Below are 22,587 nucleotides of genomic sequence, written 5' to 3' on the forward strand. Positions count from 1 at the left end.
GTGGGGTCTCTCAATGGGTTATCAGTTTTGCGCCCACCAGCACCAGGGTGCTGGCCAGGATCGGGCGAAGCACGCGGTCGGGCACGCGGGCCGAGATGTGGCTGCCCAGCCAGATGCCCGGGAGCGAGCCGATCAGCAGGCTGCCCAGCAGGAGCCAGTCCACCGTGCCCAGGGCCCAGTGGCCCAGCCCGGCCACCGCCGTCAGCGGCACCGCGTGGGCGATGTCGGAGCCGACGATGCGCAGCGCCGGCAGGCCCGGATACAGGAAGAACAGGGCGGTCACGCCCAATGCGCCGGCGCCCACCGACGAGATCGACACCAGCACGCCCAGCACCAGCCCGGTGGCGATGGTGAGGTTGCGCACCAGCACCGGATCGGGGACCTCGCCCAGCACGCGATGGGACAGGCGCTGGATGCGGTGGCGCAGGACGATGGCCACCGCGGTGAGCACCAGGGCGATGCCCAGGGCGACGGAGATGACGCTGGTGGCGCCGTCGATGCCGCCCGGGGCGTAGCGATGCACCAGCCACAGGGTGGCCAGCGAGGCGGGGATGCTGCCGGTGGCCAGGCGCCGGGTGATGGTCCAGTTCACCGAGCCCTTGAGGCTGTGGGCGAAGGTGCCGCCGGCCTTGGTGATGGCCGCGTAGAGCAGGTCGGTACCCACCGCCACCGAGGGGTGAATGCCGAAGATCAGCACGAGCAGGGGCGTCATGAGCGAGCCGCCGCCCACGCCGGTCAGCCCGACGATGGCGCCCACTGCGAAGCCAGCCACGGTGTATGCGAAGTCCATTCCCAAGTTTCCTGCGATGTTGCAGCGCATCCTACGGAAATCAATTAGATCGGAACAGGCGCGTCGGGTTAAACTTTAAGAACCAAAAGTTATTTGGCTGTGCCATGAACATTCAGCAGTTGCGCTACATCGTCGAAGTGGAGCGGCAGGGCCTCAATGTCTCCGACGCCGCCGAGGCGCTGTTCACCTCGCAGCCCGGGGTCTCGAAGCAGATCCGGGCGCTGGAGGAAGAACTCGGCGTCGCCGTCTTTGTGCGCCACGGCAAGCGCATTGTGGACGTCTCCGCACCGGGGCGCGAGGTGCTCGCCATTGCCCAGCGCATCCTGCGCGACGTGGACAGCCTGGCCCAGGTGGGGGAGGACTTCCGCAACGAGCGCCAGGGACGGCTGTCGGTGGCCACCACGCACACCCAGGCCCGGTACGTGCTGCCCAAGGTGATCGCGGAGTTTAGCCGCAAGTACCCGGCCGTGAGTCTCGAATTGCACCAGGGCAGTCCGCGCCAGGTGTGCGAGATGGTCATCAACGGCGAGGCGGATCTGGCCATCGCCACCGAGGCCATCGCCGACTACGACGAGCTGGTGATGCTGCCCTGCTACCAGTGGAACCGCTGTGTGGTGGCGCCGGCCGATCATCCCATCCTGCGGGTGCAGCCACTGTCGCTCGAGGAGATCGCCAAGTGGCCGCTGGTGACCTACGACACCGCCTTCACCGGGCGCAGCCAGATGAACAAGGCTTTCCTGGGGCGCGGGCTCAAGCCGAACGTGGTGCTCACGGCCATGGATTCGGACGTGATCAAGACCTATGTGCGCATGGGGCTCGGGGTGGGCATCGTCGCGCGCATGGCCTTCGATCCGGTGGCCGACAAGGGGCTCGGGATGGCGGATGCGGCGCACCTGTTCGAGTCGAGCACCACCCGTGTCGGCATTCGCCGCCACGCCTGGCTGCGCGGTTACGTCTATGCCTTCATCGAGCTGTTCGCGCCGACGCTTTCGCGCCGGATCATCGACGCCGCCCAGGCCGGTGGCGGGAGCGACCCGGGCCTGTGAGCGCCGTCGAGGGCGCTCATCCGCTCAGGTGGGCGAGGAGTGCGCTGGCGCCGGTGGCCAGCTCGAGCATGAGCGCGATGCGGGCCTTCGACGGATTGAGCCGCCCGCTGCCGGGCAGCTGCAGGTCCGGCGCGTCGGCCGGGGCCGGGCTGACGGCGCCGCGGCCCACGCGGGAGGCGCGCACGATACGCACGCCGGCGATGCGCGCCGTTTCGGCGGCGGCATGCCAGGTCGTGGGCAGGCTGCCGTCGCCGGGCAGGGCGAGCACCACGCCACAGGCGCGGCGCAGACCGGCCTCGGCGAGGAGGTCGGGGTCGGCGCCGGCGGCCACGTAGAGGATGTCGACCCGGGGCAGGTCGTCGTGCCCGTCCAGGGCATCGATCGGCACCTGCCCCGCCGTGCCCAGGTTCGGTGCCCGGTCGAAACGGACCGGTAGCACGCTGCCCAGCGGGCCGAGCTCGGGGGCATCGATGGCGTCGAGCGCGCGGGTATGGGTCTTGGTGATTTCCGCGCCGGCATGGATGCGGTCGTTCATGACCACCAGCACGCCCTTGCCGTGCGCCTCCGGGCTGGCGGCCACGGCGATGGCCTGATAGAGGTTCATCGGGCCGTCGGCGGACAGGGCCGTGGCCGGGCGCATCGCGGCGGTCAGTATCACCGGCTTGCCCGGCGGCAGGATCAGGTGCAGGAACCAGGCGGTTTCCTCGAGGGTGTCGGTGCCATGGGTGACGACCACCGCGTCGCAGTCGGGGCGTGCCAGATGGGCCATCACCGTGCGCGCGATCAACAGCCAGTGGCGCGGGCTCATGTCCTTGCTGTCGAGTGACAGCAAGGGGGCGACATCGATGTGCGCCAGCGCCGTCGCGTCGGGGACCTGCGCCAGCAGGGTCGCCGCGTCGAGCTCGCCGGCGCGGTATCCGGTCGTCTGCGTCGCGTCGCCTGCGGCGCCGGCAATGGTGCCACCGGTGCTCAGCAGGACGACACGGGGCTGGCGGGACATGGCATCCCCCTTCACTGGAACGGATGGTCGTTCGGTTTGCGATACAGCTCGCGCATGGCGCCCGAGAGCGGGAAGTTCAGGTTCAGGTTGTTGGGCGGAATCGGTCGCGTGAACCAGCGCATGTAGATGCGCTCGGCTTCGCCCGAGGTCATCAGGGCGTTCAAGGTGTTGTCCACCAGCGTCTTCATGGCCGGATCGTCCTTGCGCATCATGCATCCGTAGGCCTCGAAGGAACGCGGCGTGCCGGTCACGACCCATTCGCTCGGGTGGGCCGACTTGGCCACTTCGCCGTACAGCAGCGCGTCGTCGAGCATGAAGGCGTCGGCCCGCCCGGTCTCGAGGGTGAGGAAGCTCTCGCCATGGTCCCGTGCGGTGATCATCGTCAGGTCGATGTGGCGCTCTTCCTTGAGTTGGCGCAACAGGCGTTCCGAGGTGGTGCCGGCGGTGGTCACCACCCGGCGGCCCTCCAGATCGTCGAAGTCGGCGATGCCCGAGTCGCGCCGCGTCAGCATCCGGGTGCCGATGATGAAGATGGTGGTGGAGAAGGCCACTTCGCGCTCCCGGGTGGTGTTGTGGGTGGTCGAGCCGCACTCGAAATCGATCTCGCCCTTGCGGACCATGCGGATGCGGTTGCCCGAGGTGATCGGCACGAGTTCGACGGGCAGGTCCGGTTCGCGCAGGTGGCCGCGGATCGCCTCGACGATGTGCATGGCCAGATCGTGCGAGTAGCCCATCACGTGGCCCTTGTCGTCGATGTAGGAGAACGGGATCGACGATAGCCGGTGGCCGAGGCGGATGACGCCGCGCTCGCGGATGGTCTTGAGGGTGTCGCTGGCGTCGTCGTCGGCGGCGGCGGCCGGGTGGCCGGCGCCGGTCAGGCACAGGATCAGGGTCGCGAGGATGATTCGGATCACGGCGGATCGGGTCACGGCGTGTGTCTCCGGGGGAGGGGTCGGCGTATTGTGCCGCGATCGCGCCGTCATGGCGACTGTCGACCCGACGCGCATGCGCCCCGTGGGCACAATCCGGCGCCCGGCGGCGCAACATGTCACAGTCCCGTGGCCGGGTCGCCGCATATACTCGAAGACTATTCAGTCAAAGCAACGACGGGGACAGGGGTTCATGTTTGACATGTCGGCAGTGGCACGGCGGATTCGCCTCGGCGTATGCGTCATTTCGGTCGCAGCGAGCCTGCCGGCAGTGGCCGGCGATCCGGCCAAGGCGGCTGCCTATTACGAAGACGGGCTGACGCGGTTCGACAAGGGCGACAATCCCGGCGCCGTCATCCAGCTCAAGAATGCGTTGCAGCAGGATCCGTCCATGCTCTCTGCCCACGTACTGCTGGGGCGGGCGCTGCTCAAGGAGACCGAGCTGCCGGCCGCCGAGGCCGCTTTCGAACAGGCGCTGAAGCTCGGCGTCAGTCCGGTGGAAATCGCCGCGCCGCGCGCGCGTTTGCTGATGATGCTGGGGCGCAGCAAGCAGCTGTTGCGCGACGTCTCGCCCAACGGTCTGATGGGCGACGACCTAGTCGAAGTGCTGACCCTGCGCGCCAAGGCGCAGTCGCTGGAAGGCGATCGGGCCGCCGCGCTGGCGGGTTTCGAAGCCGCGATCCAGACCGATCCGAGCTCGCCGCGCCCGTATCTGGATCTGGTGCCTTTCCTGATCCAGGGCGGTGACCTGAAGGGGGCGGACGCGCGGGTCCAGACGCTCATGCGCATCGCCCCCGACAATGCGGACACCTGGAACCTGAGCGCGTCGCTACACCATGTGCGTGGCCGTCTGAGCGAGGCGCTGGTGGACTACGACAAGGCCCTGTCCATCGACCCGAACCATACCGACGCCCGGGTGGCGCGCGCCTCCCTCTATGTGGATCGCAAGCAGGATGACAAGGCCCGCGTCGATCTCGACTATCTGGCCGAGCATGCGCGCCGGGAACCGCGCTCCGCCTACCTGCGAGCCCTCGTCGCCGCGCGTGCGGGCGATCAGGAGGGTGCCCACAAGGCACTGACCGAAGTGGCCGGGCTCGTCGACTCGCTTCCGGGCGAGTACGTGGCGGCCAACGAGCAACTGCTCATGCTCGGCGCCCTCGCGCACCACGGCCTCGAATCACGGGAGAAGGCCAAGGAGTACCTCGACACCCTGCTGCGCCGCTTCCCGCGCAACCTGGGGGCACGCAAGCTGCTGGCCGCCATCTATCTGGACGAAAACGACAACGCGCGCGCGCTGTCGACCGTCGAGCCGGTGCTCGAAGCGCAGCCCAACGATCCGCAGGCGAACCTGCTCGCCGGGCGCGCCCATCTGGGCTACCGCCACTTCATCCAGGCGCGCGAGCTGCTTACGCGGGCCGTCAAGTATCTCGACAAGGGGCCCCAGGCCCTGTTTGCCCTTGGCCTGAGCCAGCTCGGGATGGGTGATACCGCCGTCGCGATCGACAACCTGGAGAAAGCCGCGGCCGCCGATCCGGGTGACGTGAGCATCGGCACCGCGCTGATCACTGTCTACATGCAGCGCGGCGCAACGACCAAGGCACTCGCACATGCCGAGGCACTGGTCGCCAAGGCGCCGAAGAGCCTGCCGGCGCTCAACCTGCTCGGCTCGGTCCGGGCGGCTGCGGGTCAGCCGGACAAGGCGGCGAAGGTGTTCGAACAGGCGCTGGCGCAAGATCCGAAGTTCGCGCCCGCGCTGTTGAATCTGGTGCGCGTGGAGGTGGAGCTGGGGCGCGTCGATGGCGCCGAGGCCCGGCTCCAGGCCTGGTTGAAGGAAGAACCCAACGATGCCCGCGCCATGTTCGAGATGGGGCGCATTGCCGAGCAGCTCGGCCGGCAGAAGGAGGGCATCGACTGGCTGCGCAAGGCGGCCTCGAAGCAGCCCGGGCAGGCCCAGCCGGCACTGGCCCTCGTTGAGGCCTTGTCACGGGCGGGGCAGCCGGCCGAGGCGCTCACTGCGGCCAAGGAGGTCGGGCTGCGCCATCCGGACGACCTGGGGGTTCAGGCCGTCCTCGGCCAGGCCTACCTCGCGGCGGGGGATCCCAAGGCGGCTCGGCAGACCTTTCGCAACATGACCCGCATCGCCGAGTTCGATCCAGCGGCCCAGGTCCGCATCGGCCGCCTCATGCTCGGCGCCGGCTTCCCTGACGACGCTGAATACAATCTTCAGAAGGCCTTGACCGCGCGCACCGATTTCGCTCCGGCGCATGCGCTGGCCATCGACATCGCCCTGCACCGGGGACAGGTCGACACGGCGCGCAAGGCGCTGGAGGCTTTGCGCAAGTCGGCACCGAATGATCCCGGTCTGCTGCGCTATCAGGGCACCATCGCGCTGGCCTCCGGCGACGGGCCGGCTGCGCTCAAGCACTTTGCGCAGCAGTACCGTGCGCATCCGGACGCTCGTGCGGCCCTGAACCTGTCGGCTGTGCAGGAGCGCCTCGGCGATCTGGCCGCCGCCGAGGCGACCTTGCGCGATGAACAGGCACGCCACGCCACGCCGGTCATCTACGATGCCTTGGGCCAGATCCTGGAGCGGCAGGCGAAATGGGCCGAAGCGCGGGACGCGTACCGGCGTTTGCTGCGCGACGCGCCCGATAGTCCCGGTATCCTCAACCGGCTCGCGCGGGTGCAGTTCGAGCTCAAGGACGCCGGCGCCATGGCCACCGCCGACAAGGCCCGTGCGCTGGCGCCGAACGATCCGCGCGTGATCGATACCGTGGGCTGGCTGCGACTCCAGTCGGGGGATGTGGACGGGGCACTCGCCCTGCTGCGTGACGCACGCTTGCGGGCGCCGGGCCTGCCCGAGATCCGTTACCACCTTGCCGAGGCGCTCGCTCGCAGCGGACGGACCGGCGAAGCCGAGGCCGAGCTGGCCGCAGCGCTCGCCGATGGCCGGGGTTTTCGGGGTGCCGACGAGGCGCGTGCGTTGCAGCAGCGGCTGCAAAAGTGAATGCCGCACGGGAGAATAACGTGTCGGAAAATCTGACGCTTTCCGATCGGTTTCTATGCGGCTGTTCGGCAAGTGCATGAATTAAAACAAAATCTACGTCTGGCACTAACTTTGCTTAATATTTGCCAAACGAATCCGTAACCGGAGATTTCAAAAATGAAAAAGCTTCTCACGACCGCCCTGGTGTCGATGGCGGCGGTGATCAGCCTGCCGGCGATGGCGACCGGGGGCTCTTACTACACTGCCTACAACAAGAGCACCCACTGTGGTGGCGGTTCCACTGAGCCGTCCTGCCCCACCTACAACCTCACCGATGCGGGGTCGTCCGGTAATGCCCTGGTGTCGCTGGATGCCTACTACAATACCAGCGGGTCAAGCACCCTGAACGATGCCTACTCCATGACCTACTACAGCGGCAGTGGTTATGGCGTGAAGGCCACCAGCACCGACGGCACGAGCCCCCAGCACGCGGTGGACAACTCGGGTGACTACGAGTGGCTGATGCTCAGCTTCGATCAGGCCGTGAGCCTGGACAAGATCACCCTGGGCTGGATCTCCGGCGACGCCGACATCACGGTGATGGCCGCCGGCGCACCGTCCAATGACCTGAGCGGCTGGAACTTCATCGAGAACCTGTATTACGGCAACGGCGGCAGCCAGTTCTCCACCGACAGCTACGGGCGTACCGTGGCCTCGCTGACAAACGAAGTGTGCGCCTCCTACTGGCTGATCGGCGCCATCAACCCGGCGTATGCCTCTTCGATGTACGTCGGCAACGACTTCTTCAAGGTGTATTCGGTTCAGGCCTGCACCAACTGCGGGCAGCCGGGCACCGGTGTTGCCGAGCCGGGTTCGCTCGCGCTGGCCGGCATCGGTCTTCTCGGAGTCTTTGGATTGCGTCGCCGTCGTTCCTGAGGCGAGCAATACTCCGTCGACTTGCGGCGCCACACGGCGCCGCTTTTCTTTTGTCCACCGACCCGGGGGCGGGTGCCTTGAAGCACCAGAGCCGGGCTCGCGACGATCTCAGGCTGCGCCGGTTTCGAGGTCGCGCTCGTGGGCTTCCTGCTGCTGCAGGCGCCACATCTGCGCGTAGGCGCCGCTGGCGGCCAGCAGTTCGCGGTGGTGCCCGCGTTCGACGATACGGCCCTGGTCGAGCACGATGATTTCGTCCGCATGGGCCACCGTCGACAGGCGGTGCGCGATGACCAGCGCGGTGCGTCCGCGGGCGGCGCGGTCGATCTGCGCCTGGATCGCCTTCTCGGTCTTCGAATCCAGGGCCGAGGTCGCCTCGTCGAAGATCAGCACCGCCGGATCCTTGAGCAGGGCGCGAGCGATGGCGACACGCTGCTTCTCGCCGCCCGAGAGCTTCAGTCCCCGCTCCCCGACCCGGGTGTCCATCCCCTCGGGCAGGCGGGCGATGAAATCGTCCAGCTGCGCCGCGCTGGCGGCCGCTTCGACCGCCCCCGGCGAGGCTTCCGGGTTGCCGTACTGGATGTTGTAGCGCAGGGTGTCGTTGAACAGGACGGTGTCCTGGGGCACGATGCCGATCGCCCGGCGCAGGCTGTCCTGCTGCAGATCGCGCACGTCGACGCCATTGACGGTGATGCGCCCGCCGGTCACGTCATAGAAGCGGAACAGCAGGCGCGCCAGGGTGGACTTGCCCGACCCGGAGTGGCCGACCACGGCCACCGTCCGGCCGGCAGGAATGGTGAAGTCCACGTCGAAGAGGATGTCCCGCGCCGGATCGTAGTGAAAGTCCACATGCTCGAAGCGCACCGTTGCCGGACCGGGGGCGAGGCTGCCGGCGTCGGGCGTGTCGTCGATCTCCTTGTGCTGGCCGAGCAGGCCGAACATGCGCTCGATATCGGTGAGCGACTGGCGGATTTCGCGGTAGATCACGCCGAGGAAATTCAGCGGGATGTACAGCTGCAGCATGTAGGCGTTGATCAGCACGATGTCGCCGATGGTCATGGTGCCGGCGGCGACGCGGTTGGCCGCCAGCCACATCATGGCCGTCACCGCGGTCGAGATGATGGCCGCCTGGCCGATGTTGAGCCCCGAGAGCGAGAGCTGGTTCTTGATCTGGGCGTCGGCCCATTGATGCAGCTGCTCGTCGTAGCGGCCGGCCTCGAAGCGTTCGTTGTTGAAATACTTGACCGTCTCGAAGTTGATCAGGCTGTCGATGGCGCGCGCATTGGCGGCCGAATCGAGCTCGTTGGCCTTGCGCCGCAAGGCCGTGCGCCAGTTGGTCACCCGCACCGTGAAGGTGATGTAGAAAATCAGGGTGGCGCTGGTGATGAGGGCGAACACCGCGTCGTAATTGACGAACAGGATGCCGATCACGAGCCCGATCTCGACCAGCGTGGGCAGGATGCTGTAGAGCGTGTAGCTGATGAGCGAGCCCACCGAGCGGGTGCCGCGCTCGATGTCCCGGGTCAGGCCCCCGGTCTGGCGTTCGAGGTGAAAGCGCAGCGACAGCGCGTGCAGATGATTGAACACCTGCAGCGAGATGTTGCGCACCGCCTGCTGGGTGACGCGGGCGAACACCAGTTCGCGCAGCTCGGTGAACAGCGAGGTCGAGAAGCGCAGCACCCCGTAGGCACCCAGGATGGCGGCCGGCACGACGATGAAGGCCTGCTCGGGGGTGATGGTGAGTGCGTCCACCAGGTGCTTGAACACCATCGGCACGCCCACGTTGGCCAGCTTGGCCAGGAGCAGGCACGAGAGCGCGAAGATCACGCGCCCGCGGTAACTCCACAGGTAGGGGATGAGGGTCTTGAGCGTGTGCCAGTCGTGGCGCTCGGTCGGTTCGGGGGCGGGCAGGGCGCCGGAGGCTCGGTGTCGCATGGCGCGAGTTTACCTGTATTGCCGGTGGCGTCGGCTCAGCGCAGTGGGCCGCTGGTCGCGAGTCGGGCCGCCAGGGCCAGGAAGACGATGCCCGCCAGCCGATCCAGCCATGGGGCGACGCGGGGGTGGCGTCGCAGCGCCGCGCCGATGTGTCCGGCCGTGAGCGCGATGGCGCCGAAGACCAGCACCGTCTGCGCCATGAACACCGCGCCAAGCACCACCATCTGCAGCGCTGCGTCATGGGCCGTGGGGTTCACGAACTGGGGCATGAAGGCCAGAAAGAACAGCGCGACCTTGGGATTGACCGCATTGGCGAGAAAGCCGCGGGCGACGTCGTTGCGCCAGCGGCGTGCCGGGCCTGAGACCTGACGCAGTTCGGGCGCGCGCCGGGCCGCGCGCAGTGCACCGACGCCGAGCCAGGCCAGATAGAGCGCGCCGGCCAGCTTCAGCACCGAGAACGCGACTGGCGAGGCGGCCAGCGCGGCGCTGACGCCGAGCGTGGCCCAGAGGATGTGGGTCATGCAGCCGAGGGCGCAGCCCAGCGCCAGGCCGAGCCCGGCGCGTCGCCCACGCGCGAGACTGTGCGCCAGCACCATCAGATTGTCGGGGCCGGGGGCGAGGGTGAGGATCAGGGCGGTACCGAGGAAACTCAGCAGCGTCGGGGTGTCGGGCATGGGGCGGGTGCCGGCGGGTCAGGGGTCGAGTGTATGCAGATGGGGCGCGTAAGGCCAGTGGACGGCATGGTAAGGTGCGCGGGACGGAACCGGGAGGCATGGGCGATGAACAATCGGGATCGGCTGGCGCTGGGTCTGGCGGCGATCGTGGGGGTGGCGCTCGTCGTCTCGGGGCTTGCGCCTCACGATCGGCTGACCTGGTTCATGGAGGTCGCCCCGGTGCTCATCGCGTTGCCGTTGATCGCCGCCACCCATCGGCATTTTCCGCTCACCGAGCTGGTCCTGGTGCTGATCGCGGTGCATGCGCTGATCCTGATTCTGGGCGGGGCCTACACCTATGCGCGTGTTCCGCTCGGCTTCTGGATTCAGGACGCCTTCGGATTCGCGCGCAATCCCTACGATCGCATCGGCCACCTGGCCCAGGGCTTCGTGCCCGCCATGGTCGCCCGCGAGCTGCTGCTGCGTCTGGGGGTGCTCGCCCGGCGTGGCTGGCTGTTCTTCCTGGTGTGCTGTATCTGCCTCGCGATCTCGGCCCTCTATGAACTCATCGAATGGCAGGCCGCGGTGATCATGGGGCAGGGCGCGGTGGATTTTCTCGGCACCCAGGGCGACCCCTGGGACACCCAGGCCGATATGGCACTGGCGCTGGTGGGGGCCGTGCTCGCCCAGACCCTGCTCGGACGCTGGCACGACCGCCAGCTTCAGCGCGTCTGCGCCTGATCATTCAGGGGCAGGGTCAGACGCACCCGGAGACCGCCGCCGGGGCGTGGCATCGCCTCGATCTGGCCATCGTGGGCCCCGAGGGCGCGCTTGGCGATTGCGAGGCCAAGGCCGAAGCCGGGCGCTGCCGTCGGTGCGCTGCCGCGATGAAAGGGTTCAAAGATGTAGGGCAGGTCGGCCGCCGGTACGCCGGGGCCCCGGTCCGCCACGTCGACCGTGAGCCGGTCGCCGGCGCGTGAGACGGTCACCTCGACGGTGGTGCCCTCGGCGGTGTATTTGACCGCGTTGCGGATGACGTTTTCGAAGGCCCGCTGCAGCGGTGTGGCCTGCACCCGGGCCCAGGCTTCGCCCTCGCCGGCGAAGACCACGTCCCGTCCCTTGGCTTGCGCTTCGAAGCGGGCGTCCTCACTGATGTCGGCGAGCATCTCCATCAGTTCGACGCGTTCGAGGTGGCCGTTGGAGCCCGCTTCGAGCCGGGCCAGGGTGAGCAGCTCGCCGACCAGGGTGTCGAGCCGCTGCGATTCGCGCTCGAGCCGGTCGAAGGTCTCCTCGCGCCGCTCCGGATTCTTGCGCCCCAGGCCGATGGCCGCCTGCATGCGCGCCAAGGGTGAGCGCAGCTCGTGGGAGACGTCGTGCAGCAGCCGGCGCTGGGCGGTGATCTGGGCTTGCAGCCGGGCGGCCATGCGGTCGAAATCCTGGCCCAGATCGGCGATCTCGTCGCGACGCCCGCCCATGGACGGGGTGACGCGGGTCTCCAGATGCCCTCGCGCGGCCGCGTCGAAGGCGCGGCGCAGCGCGCGGATGGGCTTGGCCACGTACCAGGCCAGCAGGGCGCTGAAGCCGAGACTGGCGATCAGCCCCGCCGCGATCGGAATCAGCGGGGTGGGCGGCTGTCGCGAGTGACGATCGCGGTTGAGCCGGTTTGGATTGATGACAATCTCGTAGCGCCGTCCGTCCGCCGCCGTCACCCAGCGCCGCGCCGAGGCGGGGAGGTCGTCGAGCGCGCGCGGCGGTGGCAGGGGATGGCCGGCCAGCTCGCGGCCATTGGTGTCGATGACGAGCACCGGCGGACCGTCTTGGCGTCGCCACGAGCCCATGAGCAGTCGCCGGGTGGCCTGGGGGTTGCCATCGGCCAGCACGGCCTCGGTGGTATCAAGCCAGAAGTTGATGCGCGGCGCGAGCCGCTCGGCGGCCTCATCGATGCTGGACTGCCGATGCAGCCACACCGCCGTGCCGACGCCGGCACCGGCGATGATGAGCGCCAGCCAGAAGGCGACGAAGGATTTCCAGAACAGACGGCCCATGACCTACTCGCGTACGAACTGATAGCCCTGACCGCGCACGGTCTGGATCCACGACTGGCCATCCCGCCGTGGGCCGAGCTTCTGGCGGATGCTGCTCACATGGACGTCGATGCTGCGGTCGAACCGGGCCAGTGGGCGGCCGAGCGCCTTTTCCGACAGGTCGGCCTTGCTCACCACATGCCCCGCTTCGCGCACCAGCGCTTCGAGCAAGGAGAATTCGGTGCTCGTCAGCGCCAGGGGCTCGCCCTGCCAATCGGCGCTGCGTTTGGCGGGCCACAGGGTCAGCGGCCCCTCCTGGAGGGCGTCCGGTTGCGCTTCGGCGGGCGGCGGCGCGGCCATGCGCCGCAGGATGGCGCGCAGGCGCGCCACCAGTTCGCGCGGTGTGCACGGTTTGGGCACATAGTCGTCCGCGCCCAGTTCGAGGCCGACGACGCGGTCGATGTCGTCGCCACGGGCGGTGAGCATCAGGACCGGCAGGCTGCTGTGCTGGCGGATCCGGCGCAGGGCCTCGACCCCGTTGAGGACCGGCATCATCACGTCGAGTACAGCGATGTCGTAGTCACCCGACAACGCGGCGGCCACGCCCGCCTCGCCGTCATGCACGGCATGGGTCTCGAAACCTTCCTGCGTGAGGTACTCGCTGAGCATGCCGGACAGTTCGACGTCGTCGTCGACCAGCAGGACTCGGGTCATGATCGGTTCTCCTGAATGCACGGGCACATGATACGACCCGCTGTCGGCGTCATGAGCGGATTTACCCGGCTTTACCTCAATTTACGCGGGTCTGACGACCCTTAACCCGGCGCCCGCGCACACTGCATCCAACAGGCAAGGGCCCGACACCCGGCCTGTCCGATCCGGATATGAAGACAGGAGAGATGCAATGAACAAGCGAACCAAGATCATCGGCGCCTTTCTGGCGGCCAGCAGCATCGCCCTCGCGGTGCCCTTCGTGGCGCAGGCCCGGCCGGGAGGCGGCGACAGCGGCTTCGGCGGCTGCGGGTCGCACGGCCAGCGCATGGCGATGGCCTGGGGGCAGGGCGGCCATCACGGTGGCGGCCTGCTGCGCACGCTGGATCTGAGCGAGGCGCAGCGTGACAAGATCTTCGAACTGCGCCACGCCCTCGCGCCCCAAATGCATGAGGAAATGAAGACCGTCCGCAGCGCCAGCCAGGCCCTGCGCGGGATGATGCAGCAGGATGCCTACGACGAGGCCAAGGTGAAGGCGCTGACTGAGCAGCGTGCCGCCGCCATGAGCCGCATGGCCCAGCTGCGGCTGCGCAACCAGCACGAGATCTACCAGCTGCTGACCGCCGAGCAGCGCGAGCAGCTGCAACAGCAGATGAGCGCGCGCCAGGCGCGTCGTGGCATGGGGCCGCGCTTCATGCCGGGTGGCATCGACGGCTGAGGCGACGTTTGTCCGATGAGCGAAAGGGCGCGATTCGTCGCGCCCTTTCTTATTGTCTCCCGGGCGTCCCCGGAGACGGGGAGCGGCGATCCGTGCCGCATCCCGGCTCGCGTATGTTGCAGTGCTCATTGATCTTTCTCTGGCGCCTGCCTAGAAAACAGTTGACATCGCGTTAGCGGAACGTATGATTCAAACGAACGTTTGAACGAGATTCTGTGCGCCCGATGTCTGAAAAACTGACAACCAGAACAACAGCGAGCGTGATCCCAATGAGTGAGACAAACCACAAGCAGGGGCCGGAGACACGTGCACGCATTCTCGATGCGGCCGAATCCCTATTTACGACGCACGGTTTCGAGGCGACCTCGATGCGCATGATCACCGGCCAGGCCAATGTGAATCTGGCGGCGGTCAATTACCACTTCGGCAGCAAGGATGCTCTGATCCAGGAAGTGTTCCGACGACGCTTGACCGACCTGAACCGTCGCCGCCTGGCCGCCCTCGAGATGGCCGAAAGGGCCGCCGAGGGCAAACCGCTCAAACCCAGTCGCATCGTCGAGGCCTTTTTCGGGGTGTCGCTGGACATGGCGGCGGACACCGAGGGTGGTGGCGCCACCTTCATGCGTCTGCTCGGGCGCACCTACACCGAACCCAACGCCTTCGTGCGCCAGTTTCTCGCCGAAGAATATGCCGAGGTGGTGGACCGCTTCATGGGTGCGCTCTACGACGCGTTGCCCGATGTGCCCCGCGAGGAAATCCTGTGGCGCTTCCATTTCATGATGGGCGCCATGTCCTACGCCATTGCCGGCACCGACGCGCTGCGCCTGTTCACCGGCGATTTCGACGACAAGGACCCGGCGCGGCTGGCGCCCCGCCTGATGTCCTTCCTGCTCGGCGGCCTGCGTGCGCCATTGCCTGGCTTGCAGGCCATGGACGACAGCGCCCGGCGAAACGCCGCCTGACCCCCTGGCCGAGGGCGCCGCGAGAGCACCCCGGCCGATCGACGAGGAGACACCTGCATGATCTGGTTTTTTTTGGCCCTCCCTCTCTTGGCAACCGCGCTCGCCTACGGGCGAGCGCCCCTTTTTGCCTGGGCCGTGGCGAGTGTCGCCTGGCTGGCGGGACTGGCCTGGGTCGGTGCCTGGCCGACCGGGGCGACGCTCCTGGTGATGGCGCTGGCGGTGGCCGGATTCGCGCTGTTCCTGATCGATTCGGTCCGCAAGGCCTACGTCACCGCGCCCATTCTCAAGGCCTTCCGCAAGGCCCTGCCGTCCATGTCCCAGACCGAGAAGGACGCCCTCGAGGCCGGGACCGTGTGGTGGGAGGGCGATCTGTTCTCCGGGCGACCCGACTGGGACAAGATGCGTGCCTATCCGTGGCCGTCGTTGAATGACGAAGAACAACGCTTCCTCGACGTGCAGACCGCGGAGCTGTGCCGCCTGACCGATGAATGGGACTGCAGCCTGCGCCAGGATCTGCCCATCGCGGTGTGGAACTACATCAAGTCCGAGGGCTTTCTCGGCATGATCATCCCCAAGGAATACGGCGGCAAGGGCTTCTCGGCCTATGCCCACTCCCAGGTGGTGACCAAGCTGTCGACCCGTTCCTCGGCGGCAGCGGTGACCGTGATGGTGCCCAACTCGCTCGGGCCGGCGGAGCTGCTGCTGCACTACGGCACCGACGAGCAGAAGAATCACTATCTGCCGCGGCTGGCGGCCGGCAAGGAGATTCCGGCCTTCGCGCTCACCAGCCCGTGGGCCGGCTCGGATGCCGCCTCGATCCCCGACGCCGGCGTGATCTGCAAGGGCCAGTGGCAGGGTCGCGAAGTGCTCGGCATGCGGGTCAGCTTCGACAAGCGCTATATCACGCTCGCACCGGTGTGTACCGTCTTCGGCCTGGCCTTCCGCCTGTTCGATCCCGATCACCTGCTCGGCGACACCGAGGACATCGGCATCACCTGCGCGCTGGTGCCGTGGAATCATCCGGGCGTGGACATCGGCCGCCGCCACTTCCCGCTCAACGCGGTGTGGATGAACGGGCCGATCCGTGGCGAGGACGTGTTCATGCCGCTGGAGTTCATCATCGGCGGCCCGGCGATGGCGGGGCAGGGCTGGCGCATGCTCATGGAGTGTCTCGCCGCCGGGCGCTCGATCTCGCTGCCCGGTTCCAACACCGGCATGCAGAAGCTCACCGCACGGGCGGTGGGGGCCTATGCGCGGGTGCGCTATCAGTTCAAGACCGCCATCGGCCGGTTCGAAGGGGTCGAAGAGGCGCTCACCCGCATCGGTGCGAACACCTATCTGTCCGACGCGGCGCGCATCTTCACCGCCGGCGCCATCGACCAGGGCGCCAAGCCCTCGGTGGTCTCCGCCATCGTCAAGTACCACATCACCGAGCGCGCCCGGCAGACCGTCAACGACGGCATGGACGTGATCGGCGGCAAGGGCATCTGCCTGGGGCCGCAGAACTTCCTCGGCCGTGCCTACGAGCAGATCCCGGTGGGCATCACGGTCGAAGGCGCGAACATTCTCACCCGCAGTCTGATCCTGTTCGGCCAGGGCGCGATCCGTTGCCATCCCTATGTGCTCAAGGAAATGCACTCGGCCCAGGAGAACGACCTGGCGGCCTTCGACGCCGCGCTCTGGGGGCATGTCGGTCACACGATCCAGAACGCCGCCCGGGCCCTGGTGATGGGCCTGACCGGTTCGCACTTCGTGAAGGTGCCGGCCGACGTGGCGCCGGAAACCAAGCGCTACTATCAGCAACTGACGCGCTATTCGGCCGCCTTTGCCTTCCTCTCCGACATCTCCATGGGCACCATGGGCGGCGCGCTCAAGCGCAAGGAAAAGCTCTCCGCGCGTCTGGGGGACATCCTCTCGGCCATGTACCTGGTGTCGGCCACCCTCAAGCGCTACGAGGCCGAAGGGCGTCATGCGGCCGATGCGCCGCTGATGCACTGGGCGGTGTGGGACGCCATGTTCAAGGCGCAGAACGCCTTCGAGGGCACCATCGCCAACTTCCCCAACAAGCTGTTCGCCTTCGTGCTGCGGCGGATCGTGGTGTTCCCCCTCGGGCGGCCCTACGTGGTGCCCAGCGACCGGCTCGGCCACGAGGTGGCACGGCTGCTGATCGAGCCCTCGCCGACCCGGGAGCGCCTGATCGCCGACGCGTACGCCCCCGACGACGTGGAAGATCCGGTCGGCGTGCTCGAGCAGGCGCTGGTGGCCACGATCGAGGCCGAACCGATCGAGGCGCGGGTGAAGCAGGCGGTGCGCAGCGGCGACTTCGAACCCGGCCTGCTGGTCGGCGGCGGGGTCGACGCGCTCTATGTGCGGGCCCACGAGGCCGGCATCGTGTCCGACGAGGAGTTGGCGCTGCTTCGGCGCAAGGGGGTGTTGCGCGACAAGGTCATCCGGGTCGACGACTTCCCCTACGATTTCGGCCTGCGCGCGGCGCTGGACGAGATCTCCGACGACGACCAGCAACTGCGGCGCGAGGCGGCATGAGGCGCAAGGCAAGCCCCCCGGTCTATATCGTCGACGGGGCGCGCTCCCCGTTCCTCAAGTCGCGCAACACGCCGGGGCCGTTCGCGGCCTCGGATCTGGCGACGATGACCGGCGCGGCGCTGCTCATGCGCCAGCCCTTCGCGCCCGATGCGCTCGACGAGGTCATTCTCGGCTGCGCCAGTCCGGCGCCGGAGGAGGTGAACATCGGCCGGGTGGTGGCGCTGCGCATGGGCTGCGGCGACAAGGTGCCGGGCTGGACGGTGATGCGCAACTGCGCCAGCGGCATGCAGGCGCTCGATTCGGCCATGGTCAACATCCAGGCCGGCCGTGCCGATCTGGTGCTGGCTGGTGGGGTCGATGCGCTCTCCCGGGCGCCGCTGCTGTTCTCCGAGGCGATGGTGCGCTGGCTGTCCGGCTGGTACGCGGCCAAATCGTTCGGTCAGCGCGTGGCGATGCTGCGCAAGTTCCGGCTCGGCCACCTGGCGCCGGTGATCGGCATCGTCAAGGGGCTCACCGACCCGATCTGTGGCCAGCTCATGGGGCAGACCGCGGAGAACCTGGCGTGGAAGTTCGGCATCACCCGCGAGGCCATGGATGCGTTCGCGGCACGCAGCCACGAGAAGGTCCTGGCGGCGCAAGCGGCCGGGCATTTCGGCGAGATCGTCCCGCTGGTGGGGGCGGAAGGCACCGTGTTCGACAGGGATGACGGCGTGCGCGCCGACTCCACCGCGGCCAACCTGGCCAAGCTGCGCCCCTTCTTCGACAAGAACTACGGCCGGGTGACCGCGGGCAACAGCTCCCAGATCACCGATGGCGCCGCGTGGCTGGTGCTCGCCTCCGAGGCGGCGGTCGAGCGTCACGGCCTGACGCCCATCGGCCGTCTGGTGGACAGCCAGTGGGCAGGGTTGGCGCCCGATCAGATGGGTCTGGGGCCGGTGCACGCGGCCACGCCCATCCTGCAGCGCCACGGTCTCGGGCTCAACGATCTCGACCTGTGGGAAATCAACGAAGCTTTCGCCGCTCAGGTGATCGCCTGCCTGCGCGCCTGGGAAGACGATGATTACTGCCGTGACGCACTCGGGCTCGACGCCGCGCTGGGCACGCTCGATGCGGCGCGGCTGAACGTGGATGGCGGTGCCATCGCCCAGGGGCATCCGGTCGGCGCCAGCGGCGCGCGCATCGTTCTGCATCTGCTCGCGGCGCTGCGCCGCGAGGGCAAACAGCGCGGCATGGCGTCGATCTGCATTGGCGGCGGGCAGGGCGGTGCCATGCTCGTCGAGACGGTGAGCGCATGAGGCGCGACACCGTACCGCTTACGGTTGGCGCAGGCGGCGGTCACGCCCCCCTGCATGTGGCCAAGGCCTGCGCCGACCGTATCCCCATGATCCGGGGCGACGGCCAACCGACCGTGGCGGGCGGCCCGGCGTTGGCGGCCAGCGAAGGGAAGAGCGAATGACCGATACCCACTGGCGACTCACGCGTGACGAAGACGATGTCGCCTGGCTCGATTTCGATACCGCGGACAGCGCCACCAACACCCTGTCCACCCCGGCGCTGCACGAGTTCGACCGGGTGCTCTCCGCACTCTCGGCGCAGCCGCCGCGGGCGCTGGTGATCCGCTCCGCGAAGCGCGCCGGCTTCATCGCCGGGGCCGACATCGAAGAGTTCACCCGCATCGACTCGGCCGCCGCCGCACGGGCACTGGTCGGGCGCGGCTGGGACATCTTCAACCGCCTCGCGCAGGTACCCTATCCGACCCTGGCGCTCATTCGCGGCCACTGCATGGGGGGCGGGCTCGAGCTGTCGCTGGCATGCCGCTACCGCATCGCCGTCGATGAGCCCGGCACGCGCCTGGCGCTCCCCGAAGTGATGCTCGGCATCGTGCCCGGCTGGGGCGGCATGAAGCGGCTGCCCGAGGTCGCCGGCCCCTCCGCCGCGCTCGACATGATGCTCACCGGCAAGGGCCTGGATGCCCGGCGCGCCCGGCGCATCGGCCTGGTCGACGCCGCCGTGCCGCCACGGGTGATGGACAAGGCCGCGCGCACCCTGGTGACCTCGGGCGCGCCGCCGCGCCGGCTGCCGTGGTGGCAGCGCCTCCTGAACGGGCCGCTCAAGACGCTCGTTGCCGCCCAGGCGCGCCGGCAGGTGATCCGCAAGGCGCGGCCCGAGCACTATCCGGCGCCCTACGCGATCATCGACATCTGGGCGAAGCATGGCGGCAACGCGCTTGCGGTGCCGGCGGGCGATGCGGCCTCGCTGGAGGCGATCTTCCGCTCGCCCACCGCCAAGAACCTTGTACGCGTGTTCTTCCTGCAGGAGCGCCTCAAGCGCCTCGGCAAGGACAGCGACTTCGCGCCCCGTCATGTGCACGTGGTCGGCGCCGGCGTCATGGGCGGCGACATCGCCGCCTGGTGCGCGCTGCGCGGCATGCAGGTGACGCTGCAGGACCAGAGCGTCGAGCGCATCGCCCCCGCCATCGCCCGGGCGCAGACGCTCTATACGAAGAAATTCCGCGGCGATCGGACCCGTGTGCGCTTCACCCTGGACCGGCTGTTGCCCGACCCGGAGGGCCACGGCGTGGCCCGGGCCGATGTGGTCATCGAGGCGATCTTCGAAGACCTCGAGGTCAAGCGGACCCTGTTCGCCGCTCTGGAGCGGCGGGCGAAACCCGAGGCGGTGCTGGCGACCAACACCTCCAGCCTGCGTGTCGAGGACATCGCCAGCGCCCTGAAAGACCCGTCCCGGCTGGTGGGCATCCATTTCTTCAACCCGGTGGCCATGCTGCCCCTGGTGGAGGTGGTCGACGGCCCGCAGTCGGACCCGGAGCAGGTCCGGCGCGCCGCCGGGTTCGTGCGCCGCATCGACAAGCTGCCGCTGCCCGTCAAGAGCGCGCCGGGCTTTCTTGTCAATGCCGTGCTCGGGCCCTACATGCTCGAAGCCCTGCGTTGTGTCGACGAGGGCCTCGCGCCGGAGACGATCGACCAGGCGCTGGTGGCCTTCGGCATGCCGATGGGGCCGGTCGAGCTGGTCGACACGGTCGGGCTCGATATCGCCCTGGCCGCCGGCAAGGCGCTGACCGGGGGCGAGTCCGAGCCGCCGCGGGCGCTGGTATCGCGCGTCCAGGCCGGCAAGCTGGGGCGCAAGTCCGGCCAAGGTTTCTATGCGTGGAAGGACGGCAAGGCGCAGAAGGCGAAGGCCGCCGAGGCTCCGGCCGGGCTGGCCGACCGGATCATCGAACCGCTGCTGCAGGCCGCCGCGCGATGCGTCGATTCCGGGGTGGTGGCGGATGCGGATCTGGCCGATGCTGGCGTAATATTCGGTACGGGCTTCGCCCCGTTTCGCGGCGGTCCGCTGCATTACCTTCAACAGCGCGACGACGCGGCTCACGCGCAGAGCGCATGACATGTCTTTGCTCAGGATGCCTTCATGACCGACCACATTGCCGCCCTGCCCACTGACCGCGACCCCGTCCTGCGGGTCATGCCCATGCCCGCCGATCTGAACCCGCAGGGGGATGTGTTCGGTGGCTGGATCATGGCCCAGGTGGACATTGCCGGCGCCATTCCCGCCATGCGCCGGGCGCGCGGCCGGGTGGCGACGGTGGCGGTCAATTCGTTTCAGTTCAAACAGCCCATCTCGGTGGGCGATCTGGTGAGTTTTTACGCCGAAGTCGCATCGGTCGGCCGCACCTCCGTGGTCGTGGACGTGGAGGTGTATGCCGAACGGCATCCGGAAAACCCGATCGTGGTCAAGGTGACCGAGGCCCGGCTGACCTATGTTGCGGTCGGTCAGGAAGGCGTCAAACGAGAGATTCCACCGCAGCCATGAATGGCTTGCGGCCAGGAGCAGCAAGCGGGGGGCCACCCGCATTCGATTCCATTGAGGAGACATCCATGCAAACACGACACATCACCCGCCTCGTATCGGCCGCTGTGCTGGCCATGGCGGGCACCCAGGCGTCCGCCGCCGGCTTCCAGCTGCTGGAGCAGAACGCCAGCGGGTTGGGCAACGCCTTTGCGGGCACGGCGGCGGTGGCGGAGGACGCCAGTACCATCTTCTTCAACCCGGCGGGCATGACCGAGCTGCAGGCGCGCGAGTTCTCGGTGGGGGTGGATTTCGTTCGGCCGTCGTTCGATTTTTCCAACACCGACAGTGTCTTTCTCTATTCACCGGTCACAGTGCCGGCCAGTGGCGGGATGTCGGGCGATGCCGGGGACTGGAGTGCGGTGCCCAATGCGTATCTGTCGTGGGCGCTGACCGATCGTCTGTATGCCGGTATCGGATTCAGCGCACCGTTTGGCCTCAAGACGGAGTATGACGACGACTGGATCGGGCGGGCGCAGGCGTTGAAATTCGAAATCAAGACGATGAACGTCAATCCATCCCTGGCGTTCAAGGTCAATGACATGATTTCCGTCGGCCTGGGCCTGAACTGGCAGCGGATGGAAGCGGAGTACGCGCGCATGGCGACGGTTCTTTCCCCGCCGTTCGCTGCGGCGGGTCTCGCCAATACCAAGGTCAAGCTCGATGCCGACGACGACAGCTGGGGCTGGAACGCCGGCATCCTGTTCAAACTCTCGCCGACCACCAAGCTGGGGCTTGCCTATCGTTCCAGCGTCAAGCACAAGCTCGACGGCAGCCTGAAGTTCGAGGGGCCGCTCGCCGGTTTGTCGCCGCTGACGACAAACAGTGACGCCAAGGCCGATGTGGAACTTCCGGATACCTTCACCCTGAGCGTAGCGCAGCAACTCAGCAGCGACTGGGAGATGCTCGGCGACCTGTCGTGGACCGGCTGGAGCTCCATCAAGGAGGTCAAGATCGTTCGTACTTCGGGCGCGCTTGCCGGCAGTACGGCGCAGACGCTCGAGACCAATTTTCGTGATACGTGGCGCATCTCGCTGGGCGCGAACTACAAGCTGAATGACGCCTGGAAGCTCAAGTTCGGCGTGGCGTACGATCAGACGCCGGTCAAGGATCAGGCGAGCCGCCTGGTGTCTCTGCCCGATGCGAATCGGACCTGGCTCACCGTGGGGACGCAGTGGCAGGTCAATCCGCAAAGTCGCCTTGACCTGGGCCTGGCATACCTGTTCGTGGACAAGACCCATATCAACAACGATCAGGCGGCGGATGGCCGGGGGCGTGTGACCGGCACCTATGACTCCGACGTGGTGATCCTCGGCGCCCAGTACTCCATGGGCTTCTGAGCCGGTAGGGACGGGGCGGCAGGGGCCGGCCCGTCCGCAGTGGCCGACGACCCGGATGCGTACCGACGCAATCGGTCTGAACGAATGGCAGGCGTCGATATCCACACGGATATCGACCTTGTTTAAGCAAGAAATAGTACGAAAGTGCTTTT

General features: G+C 67.8%; 19 protein-coding genes. 12 read left to right on the forward strand and 7 right to left on the reverse strand.

Going from position 1 to position 22,587, the window contains the following annotated elements; all coding sequences use genetic code 11:
• Positions 1–10: 10 nt before the first annotated feature.
• Positions 11–790, reverse strand: coding sequence for a sulfite exporter TauE/SafE family protein (locus G3580_RS03140; protein WP_173763879.1), 780 nt, complete (start codon positions 788–790; stop codon positions 11–13).
• A 104-nt stretch (positions 791–894) separates the two neighbouring features.
• Here G3580_RS03140 and cysB point away from each other — a divergent pair, with 104 nt between their 5' ends.
• Positions 895–1,836, forward strand: a complete 942-nt coding sequence (gene cysB, locus G3580_RS03145; RefSeq protein WP_173763880.1) for an HTH-type transcriptional regulator CysB — start codon at positions 895–897, stop codon at positions 1,834–1,836.
• Between the two features lie 16 nt (positions 1,837–1,852).
• Here the strand turns inward: cysB and G3580_RS03150 are convergent, their stop codons facing one another.
• Positions 1,853–2,836, reverse strand: a complete 984-nt coding sequence (locus G3580_RS03150; RefSeq protein ID WP_173763881.1) for an asparaginase — start codon at positions 2,834–2,836, stop codon at positions 1,853–1,855.
• Between the two features lie 11 nt (positions 2,837–2,847).
• Positions 2,848–3,765 (reverse strand): glutamate/aspartate ABC transporter substrate-binding protein, encoded by a 918-nt coding sequence (locus G3580_RS03155; protein ID WP_228720754.1) that lies wholly within the window; start codon positions 3,763–3,765, stop codon positions 2,848–2,850.
• 193 nt (positions 3,766–3,958) lie between these two features.
• Here G3580_RS03155 and prsT point away from each other — a divergent pair, with 193 nt between their 5' ends.
• Both prsT and xdp1 read left to right on the forward strand, forming a co-directional pair.
• The gene (gene prsT / locus G3580_RS03160) at positions 3,959–6,772 is read left to right on the forward strand and encodes an XrtA/PEP-CTERM system TPR-repeat protein PrsT (RefSeq protein ID WP_173763883.1); all 2,814 of its coding nucleotides are present in this window, start codon (positions 3,959–3,961) and stop codon (positions 6,770–6,772) included.
• A 156-nt stretch (positions 6,773–6,928) separates the two neighbouring features.
• Entirely contained in the window at positions 6,929–7,687 is a 759-nt protein-coding gene (gene xdp1 / locus G3580_RS03165; protein ID WP_173763884.1) for an exosortase-dependent surface protein XDP1, read from the forward strand.
• Between the two features lie 108 nt (positions 7,688–7,795).
• Here xdp1 and G3580_RS03170 read toward each other — a convergent pair whose 3' ends face one another.
• The gene (locus G3580_RS03170; RefSeq protein WP_173763885.1) at positions 7,796–9,619 is read right to left on the reverse strand and encodes an ABCB family ABC transporter ATP-binding protein/permease; all 1,824 of its coding nucleotides are present in this window, start codon (positions 9,617–9,619) and stop codon (positions 7,796–7,798) included.
• Positions 9,620–9,654: 35 nt separating this feature from the next.
• A complete protein-coding gene (locus G3580_RS03175) occupies positions 9,655–10,293 on the reverse strand; it encodes a LysE family translocator (RefSeq protein ID WP_173763886.1) in 639 nt (212 codons plus the stop codon).
• A gap of 105 nt (positions 10,294–10,398) precedes the next feature.
• Here G3580_RS03175 and G3580_RS03180 point away from each other — a divergent pair, with 105 nt between their 5' ends.
• On the forward strand, positions 10,399–11,013 hold the full coding sequence (locus tag G3580_RS03180; RefSeq protein WP_173763887.1) for a DUF2238 domain-containing protein: 615 nt from the start codon (positions 10,399–10,401) through the stop codon (positions 11,011–11,013).
• On the opposite strand, the gene G3580_RS03185 is transcribed toward G3580_RS03180, so the two are convergent.
• On the reverse strand, positions 10,995–12,317 hold the full coding sequence (locus G3580_RS03185) for a HAMP domain-containing sensor histidine kinase (protein WP_173763888.1): 1,323 nt from the start codon (positions 12,315–12,317) through the stop codon (positions 10,995–10,997). The two genes, G3580_RS03180 and G3580_RS03185, sit on opposite strands and share 19 nt — an antisense overlap.
• Before the next feature lie 3 nt (positions 12,318–12,320).
• Complete coding sequence (locus tag G3580_RS03190) at positions 12,321–13,010, reverse strand: response regulator transcription factor (protein ID WP_173763889.1); 690 nt, start codon at positions 13,008–13,010, stop codon at positions 12,321–12,323.
• Between the two features lie 190 nt (positions 13,011–13,200).
• On the opposite strand from G3580_RS03190, the gene G3580_RS03195 reads away from it, so the two are divergent.
• The 8 genes from G3580_RS03195 to G3580_RS03230 all read left to right on the forward strand — a co-directional run bounded on the left by G3580_RS03195 (position 13,201) and on the right by G3580_RS03230 (position 22,435).
• Positions 13,201–13,725: a Spy/CpxP family protein refolding chaperone gene (locus tag G3580_RS03195; RefSeq protein WP_173763890.1), complete on the forward strand. Its 525-nt coding sequence runs from the start codon at positions 13,201–13,203 to the stop codon at positions 13,723–13,725.
• A 269-nt stretch (positions 13,726–13,994) separates the two neighbouring features.
• Complete coding sequence (locus G3580_RS03200) at positions 13,995–14,687, forward strand: TetR/AcrR family transcriptional regulator (protein WP_173763891.1); 693 nt, start codon at positions 13,995–13,997, stop codon at positions 14,685–14,687.
• A 57-nt stretch (positions 14,688–14,744) separates the two neighbouring features.
• Positions 14,745–17,231 (forward strand): acyl-CoA dehydrogenase, encoded by a 2,487-nt coding sequence (locus G3580_RS03205; protein ID WP_173763892.1) that lies wholly within the window; start codon positions 14,745–14,747, stop codon positions 17,229–17,231.
• Positions 17,228–18,526 (forward strand): acetyl-CoA C-acetyltransferase, encoded by a 1,299-nt coding sequence (locus tag G3580_RS03210; protein ID WP_173763893.1) that lies wholly within the window; start codon positions 17,228–17,230, stop codon positions 18,524–18,526. The genes G3580_RS03205 and G3580_RS03210 overlap by 4 nt, the downstream gene beginning before the upstream one ends.
• Positions 18,523–18,687: a hypothetical protein gene (locus G3580_RS03215; protein WP_173763894.1), complete on the forward strand. Its 165-nt coding sequence runs from the start codon at positions 18,523–18,525 to the stop codon at positions 18,685–18,687. Before G3580_RS03210 ends, G3580_RS03215 begins: the two co-directional genes overlap by 4 nt.
• Positions 18,684–20,633: a 3-hydroxyacyl-CoA dehydrogenase NAD-binding domain-containing protein gene (locus G3580_RS03220; RefSeq protein ID WP_173763895.1), complete on the forward strand. Its 1,950-nt coding sequence runs from the start codon at positions 18,684–18,686 to the stop codon at positions 20,631–20,633. Before G3580_RS03215 ends, G3580_RS03220 begins: the two co-directional genes overlap by 4 nt.
• A 24-nt stretch (positions 20,634–20,657) precedes the next feature.
• Positions 20,658–21,059: an acyl-CoA thioesterase gene (locus tag G3580_RS03225; RefSeq protein WP_173763896.1), complete on the forward strand. Its 402-nt coding sequence runs from the start codon at positions 20,658–20,660 to the stop codon at positions 21,057–21,059.
• Between the two features lie 65 nt (positions 21,060–21,124).
• On the forward strand, positions 21,125–22,435 hold the full coding sequence (locus G3580_RS03230; RefSeq protein WP_173763897.1) for an OmpP1/FadL family transporter: 1,311 nt from the start codon (positions 21,125–21,127) through the stop codon (positions 22,433–22,435).
• The last annotated feature ends 152 nt before the right edge of the window (positions 22,436–22,587 follow it).

Source organism: Nitrogeniibacter mangrovi (genome assembly GCF_010983895.1).
GTDB classification, from domain to species: domain Bacteria; phylum Pseudomonadota; class Gammaproteobacteria; order Burkholderiales; family Rhodocyclaceae; genus Nitrogeniibacter; species Nitrogeniibacter mangrovi.

Coding starts and splice junctions, on each gene's coding strand:
- G3580_RS03140 (WP_173763879.1), bottom strand. CDS start 790: ATGGACTTCGCATACACCGTGGCTGGCTTCGCAGTGGGCGCCATCGTC.
- cysB (WP_173763880.1), top strand. CDS start 895: ATGAACATTCAGCAGTTGCGCTACATCGTCGAAGTGGAGCGGCAGGGC.
- G3580_RS03150 (WP_173763881.1), bottom strand. CDS start 2,836: ATGTCCCGCCAGCCCCGTGTCGTCCTGCTGAGCACCGGTGGCACCATT.
- prsT (WP_173763883.1), top strand. CDS start 3,959: ATGTTTGACATGTCGGCAGTGGCACGGCGGATTCGCCTCGGCGTATGC.
- xdp1 (WP_173763884.1), top strand. CDS start 6,929: ATGAAAAAGCTTCTCACGACCGCCCTGGTGTCGATGGCGGCGGTGATC.
- G3580_RS03170 (WP_173763885.1), bottom strand. CDS start 9,619: ATGCGACACCGAGCCTCCGGCGCCCTGCCCGCCCCCGAACCGACCGAG.
- G3580_RS03175 (WP_173763886.1), bottom strand. CDS start 10,293: ATGCCCGACACCCCGACGCTGCTGAGTTTCCTCGGTACCGCCCTGATC.
- G3580_RS03180 (WP_173763887.1), top strand. CDS start 10,399: ATGAACAATCGGGATCGGCTGGCGCTGGGTCTGGCGGCGATCGTGGGG.
- G3580_RS03185 (WP_173763888.1), bottom strand. CDS start 12,317: ATGGGCCGTCTGTTCTGGAAATCCTTCGTCGCCTTCTGGCTGGCGCTC.
- G3580_RS03190 (WP_173763889.1), bottom strand. CDS start 13,010: ATGACCCGAGTCCTGCTGGTCGACGACGACGTCGAACTGTCCGGCATG.
- G3580_RS03195 (WP_173763890.1), top strand. CDS start 13,201: ATGAACAAGCGAACCAAGATCATCGGCGCCTTTCTGGCGGCCAGCAGC.
- G3580_RS03200 (WP_173763891.1), top strand. CDS start 13,995: ATGAGTGAGACAAACCACAAGCAGGGGCCGGAGACACGTGCACGCATT.
- G3580_RS03205 (WP_173763892.1), top strand. CDS start 14,745: ATGATCTGGTTTTTTTTGGCCCTCCCTCTCTTGGCAACCGCGCTCGCC.
- G3580_RS03210 (WP_173763893.1), top strand. CDS start 17,228: ATGAGGCGCAAGGCAAGCCCCCCGGTCTATATCGTCGACGGGGCGCGC.
- G3580_RS03215 (WP_173763894.1), top strand. CDS start 18,523: ATGAGGCGCGACACCGTACCGCTTACGGTTGGCGCAGGCGGCGGTCAC.
- G3580_RS03220 (WP_173763895.1), top strand. CDS start 18,684: ATGACCGATACCCACTGGCGACTCACGCGTGACGAAGACGATGTCGCC.
- G3580_RS03225 (WP_173763896.1), top strand. CDS start 20,658: ATGACCGACCACATTGCCGCCCTGCCCACTGACCGCGACCCCGTCCTG.
- G3580_RS03230 (WP_173763897.1), top strand. CDS start 21,125: ATGCAAACACGACACATCACCCGCCTCGTATCGGCCGCTGTGCTGGCC.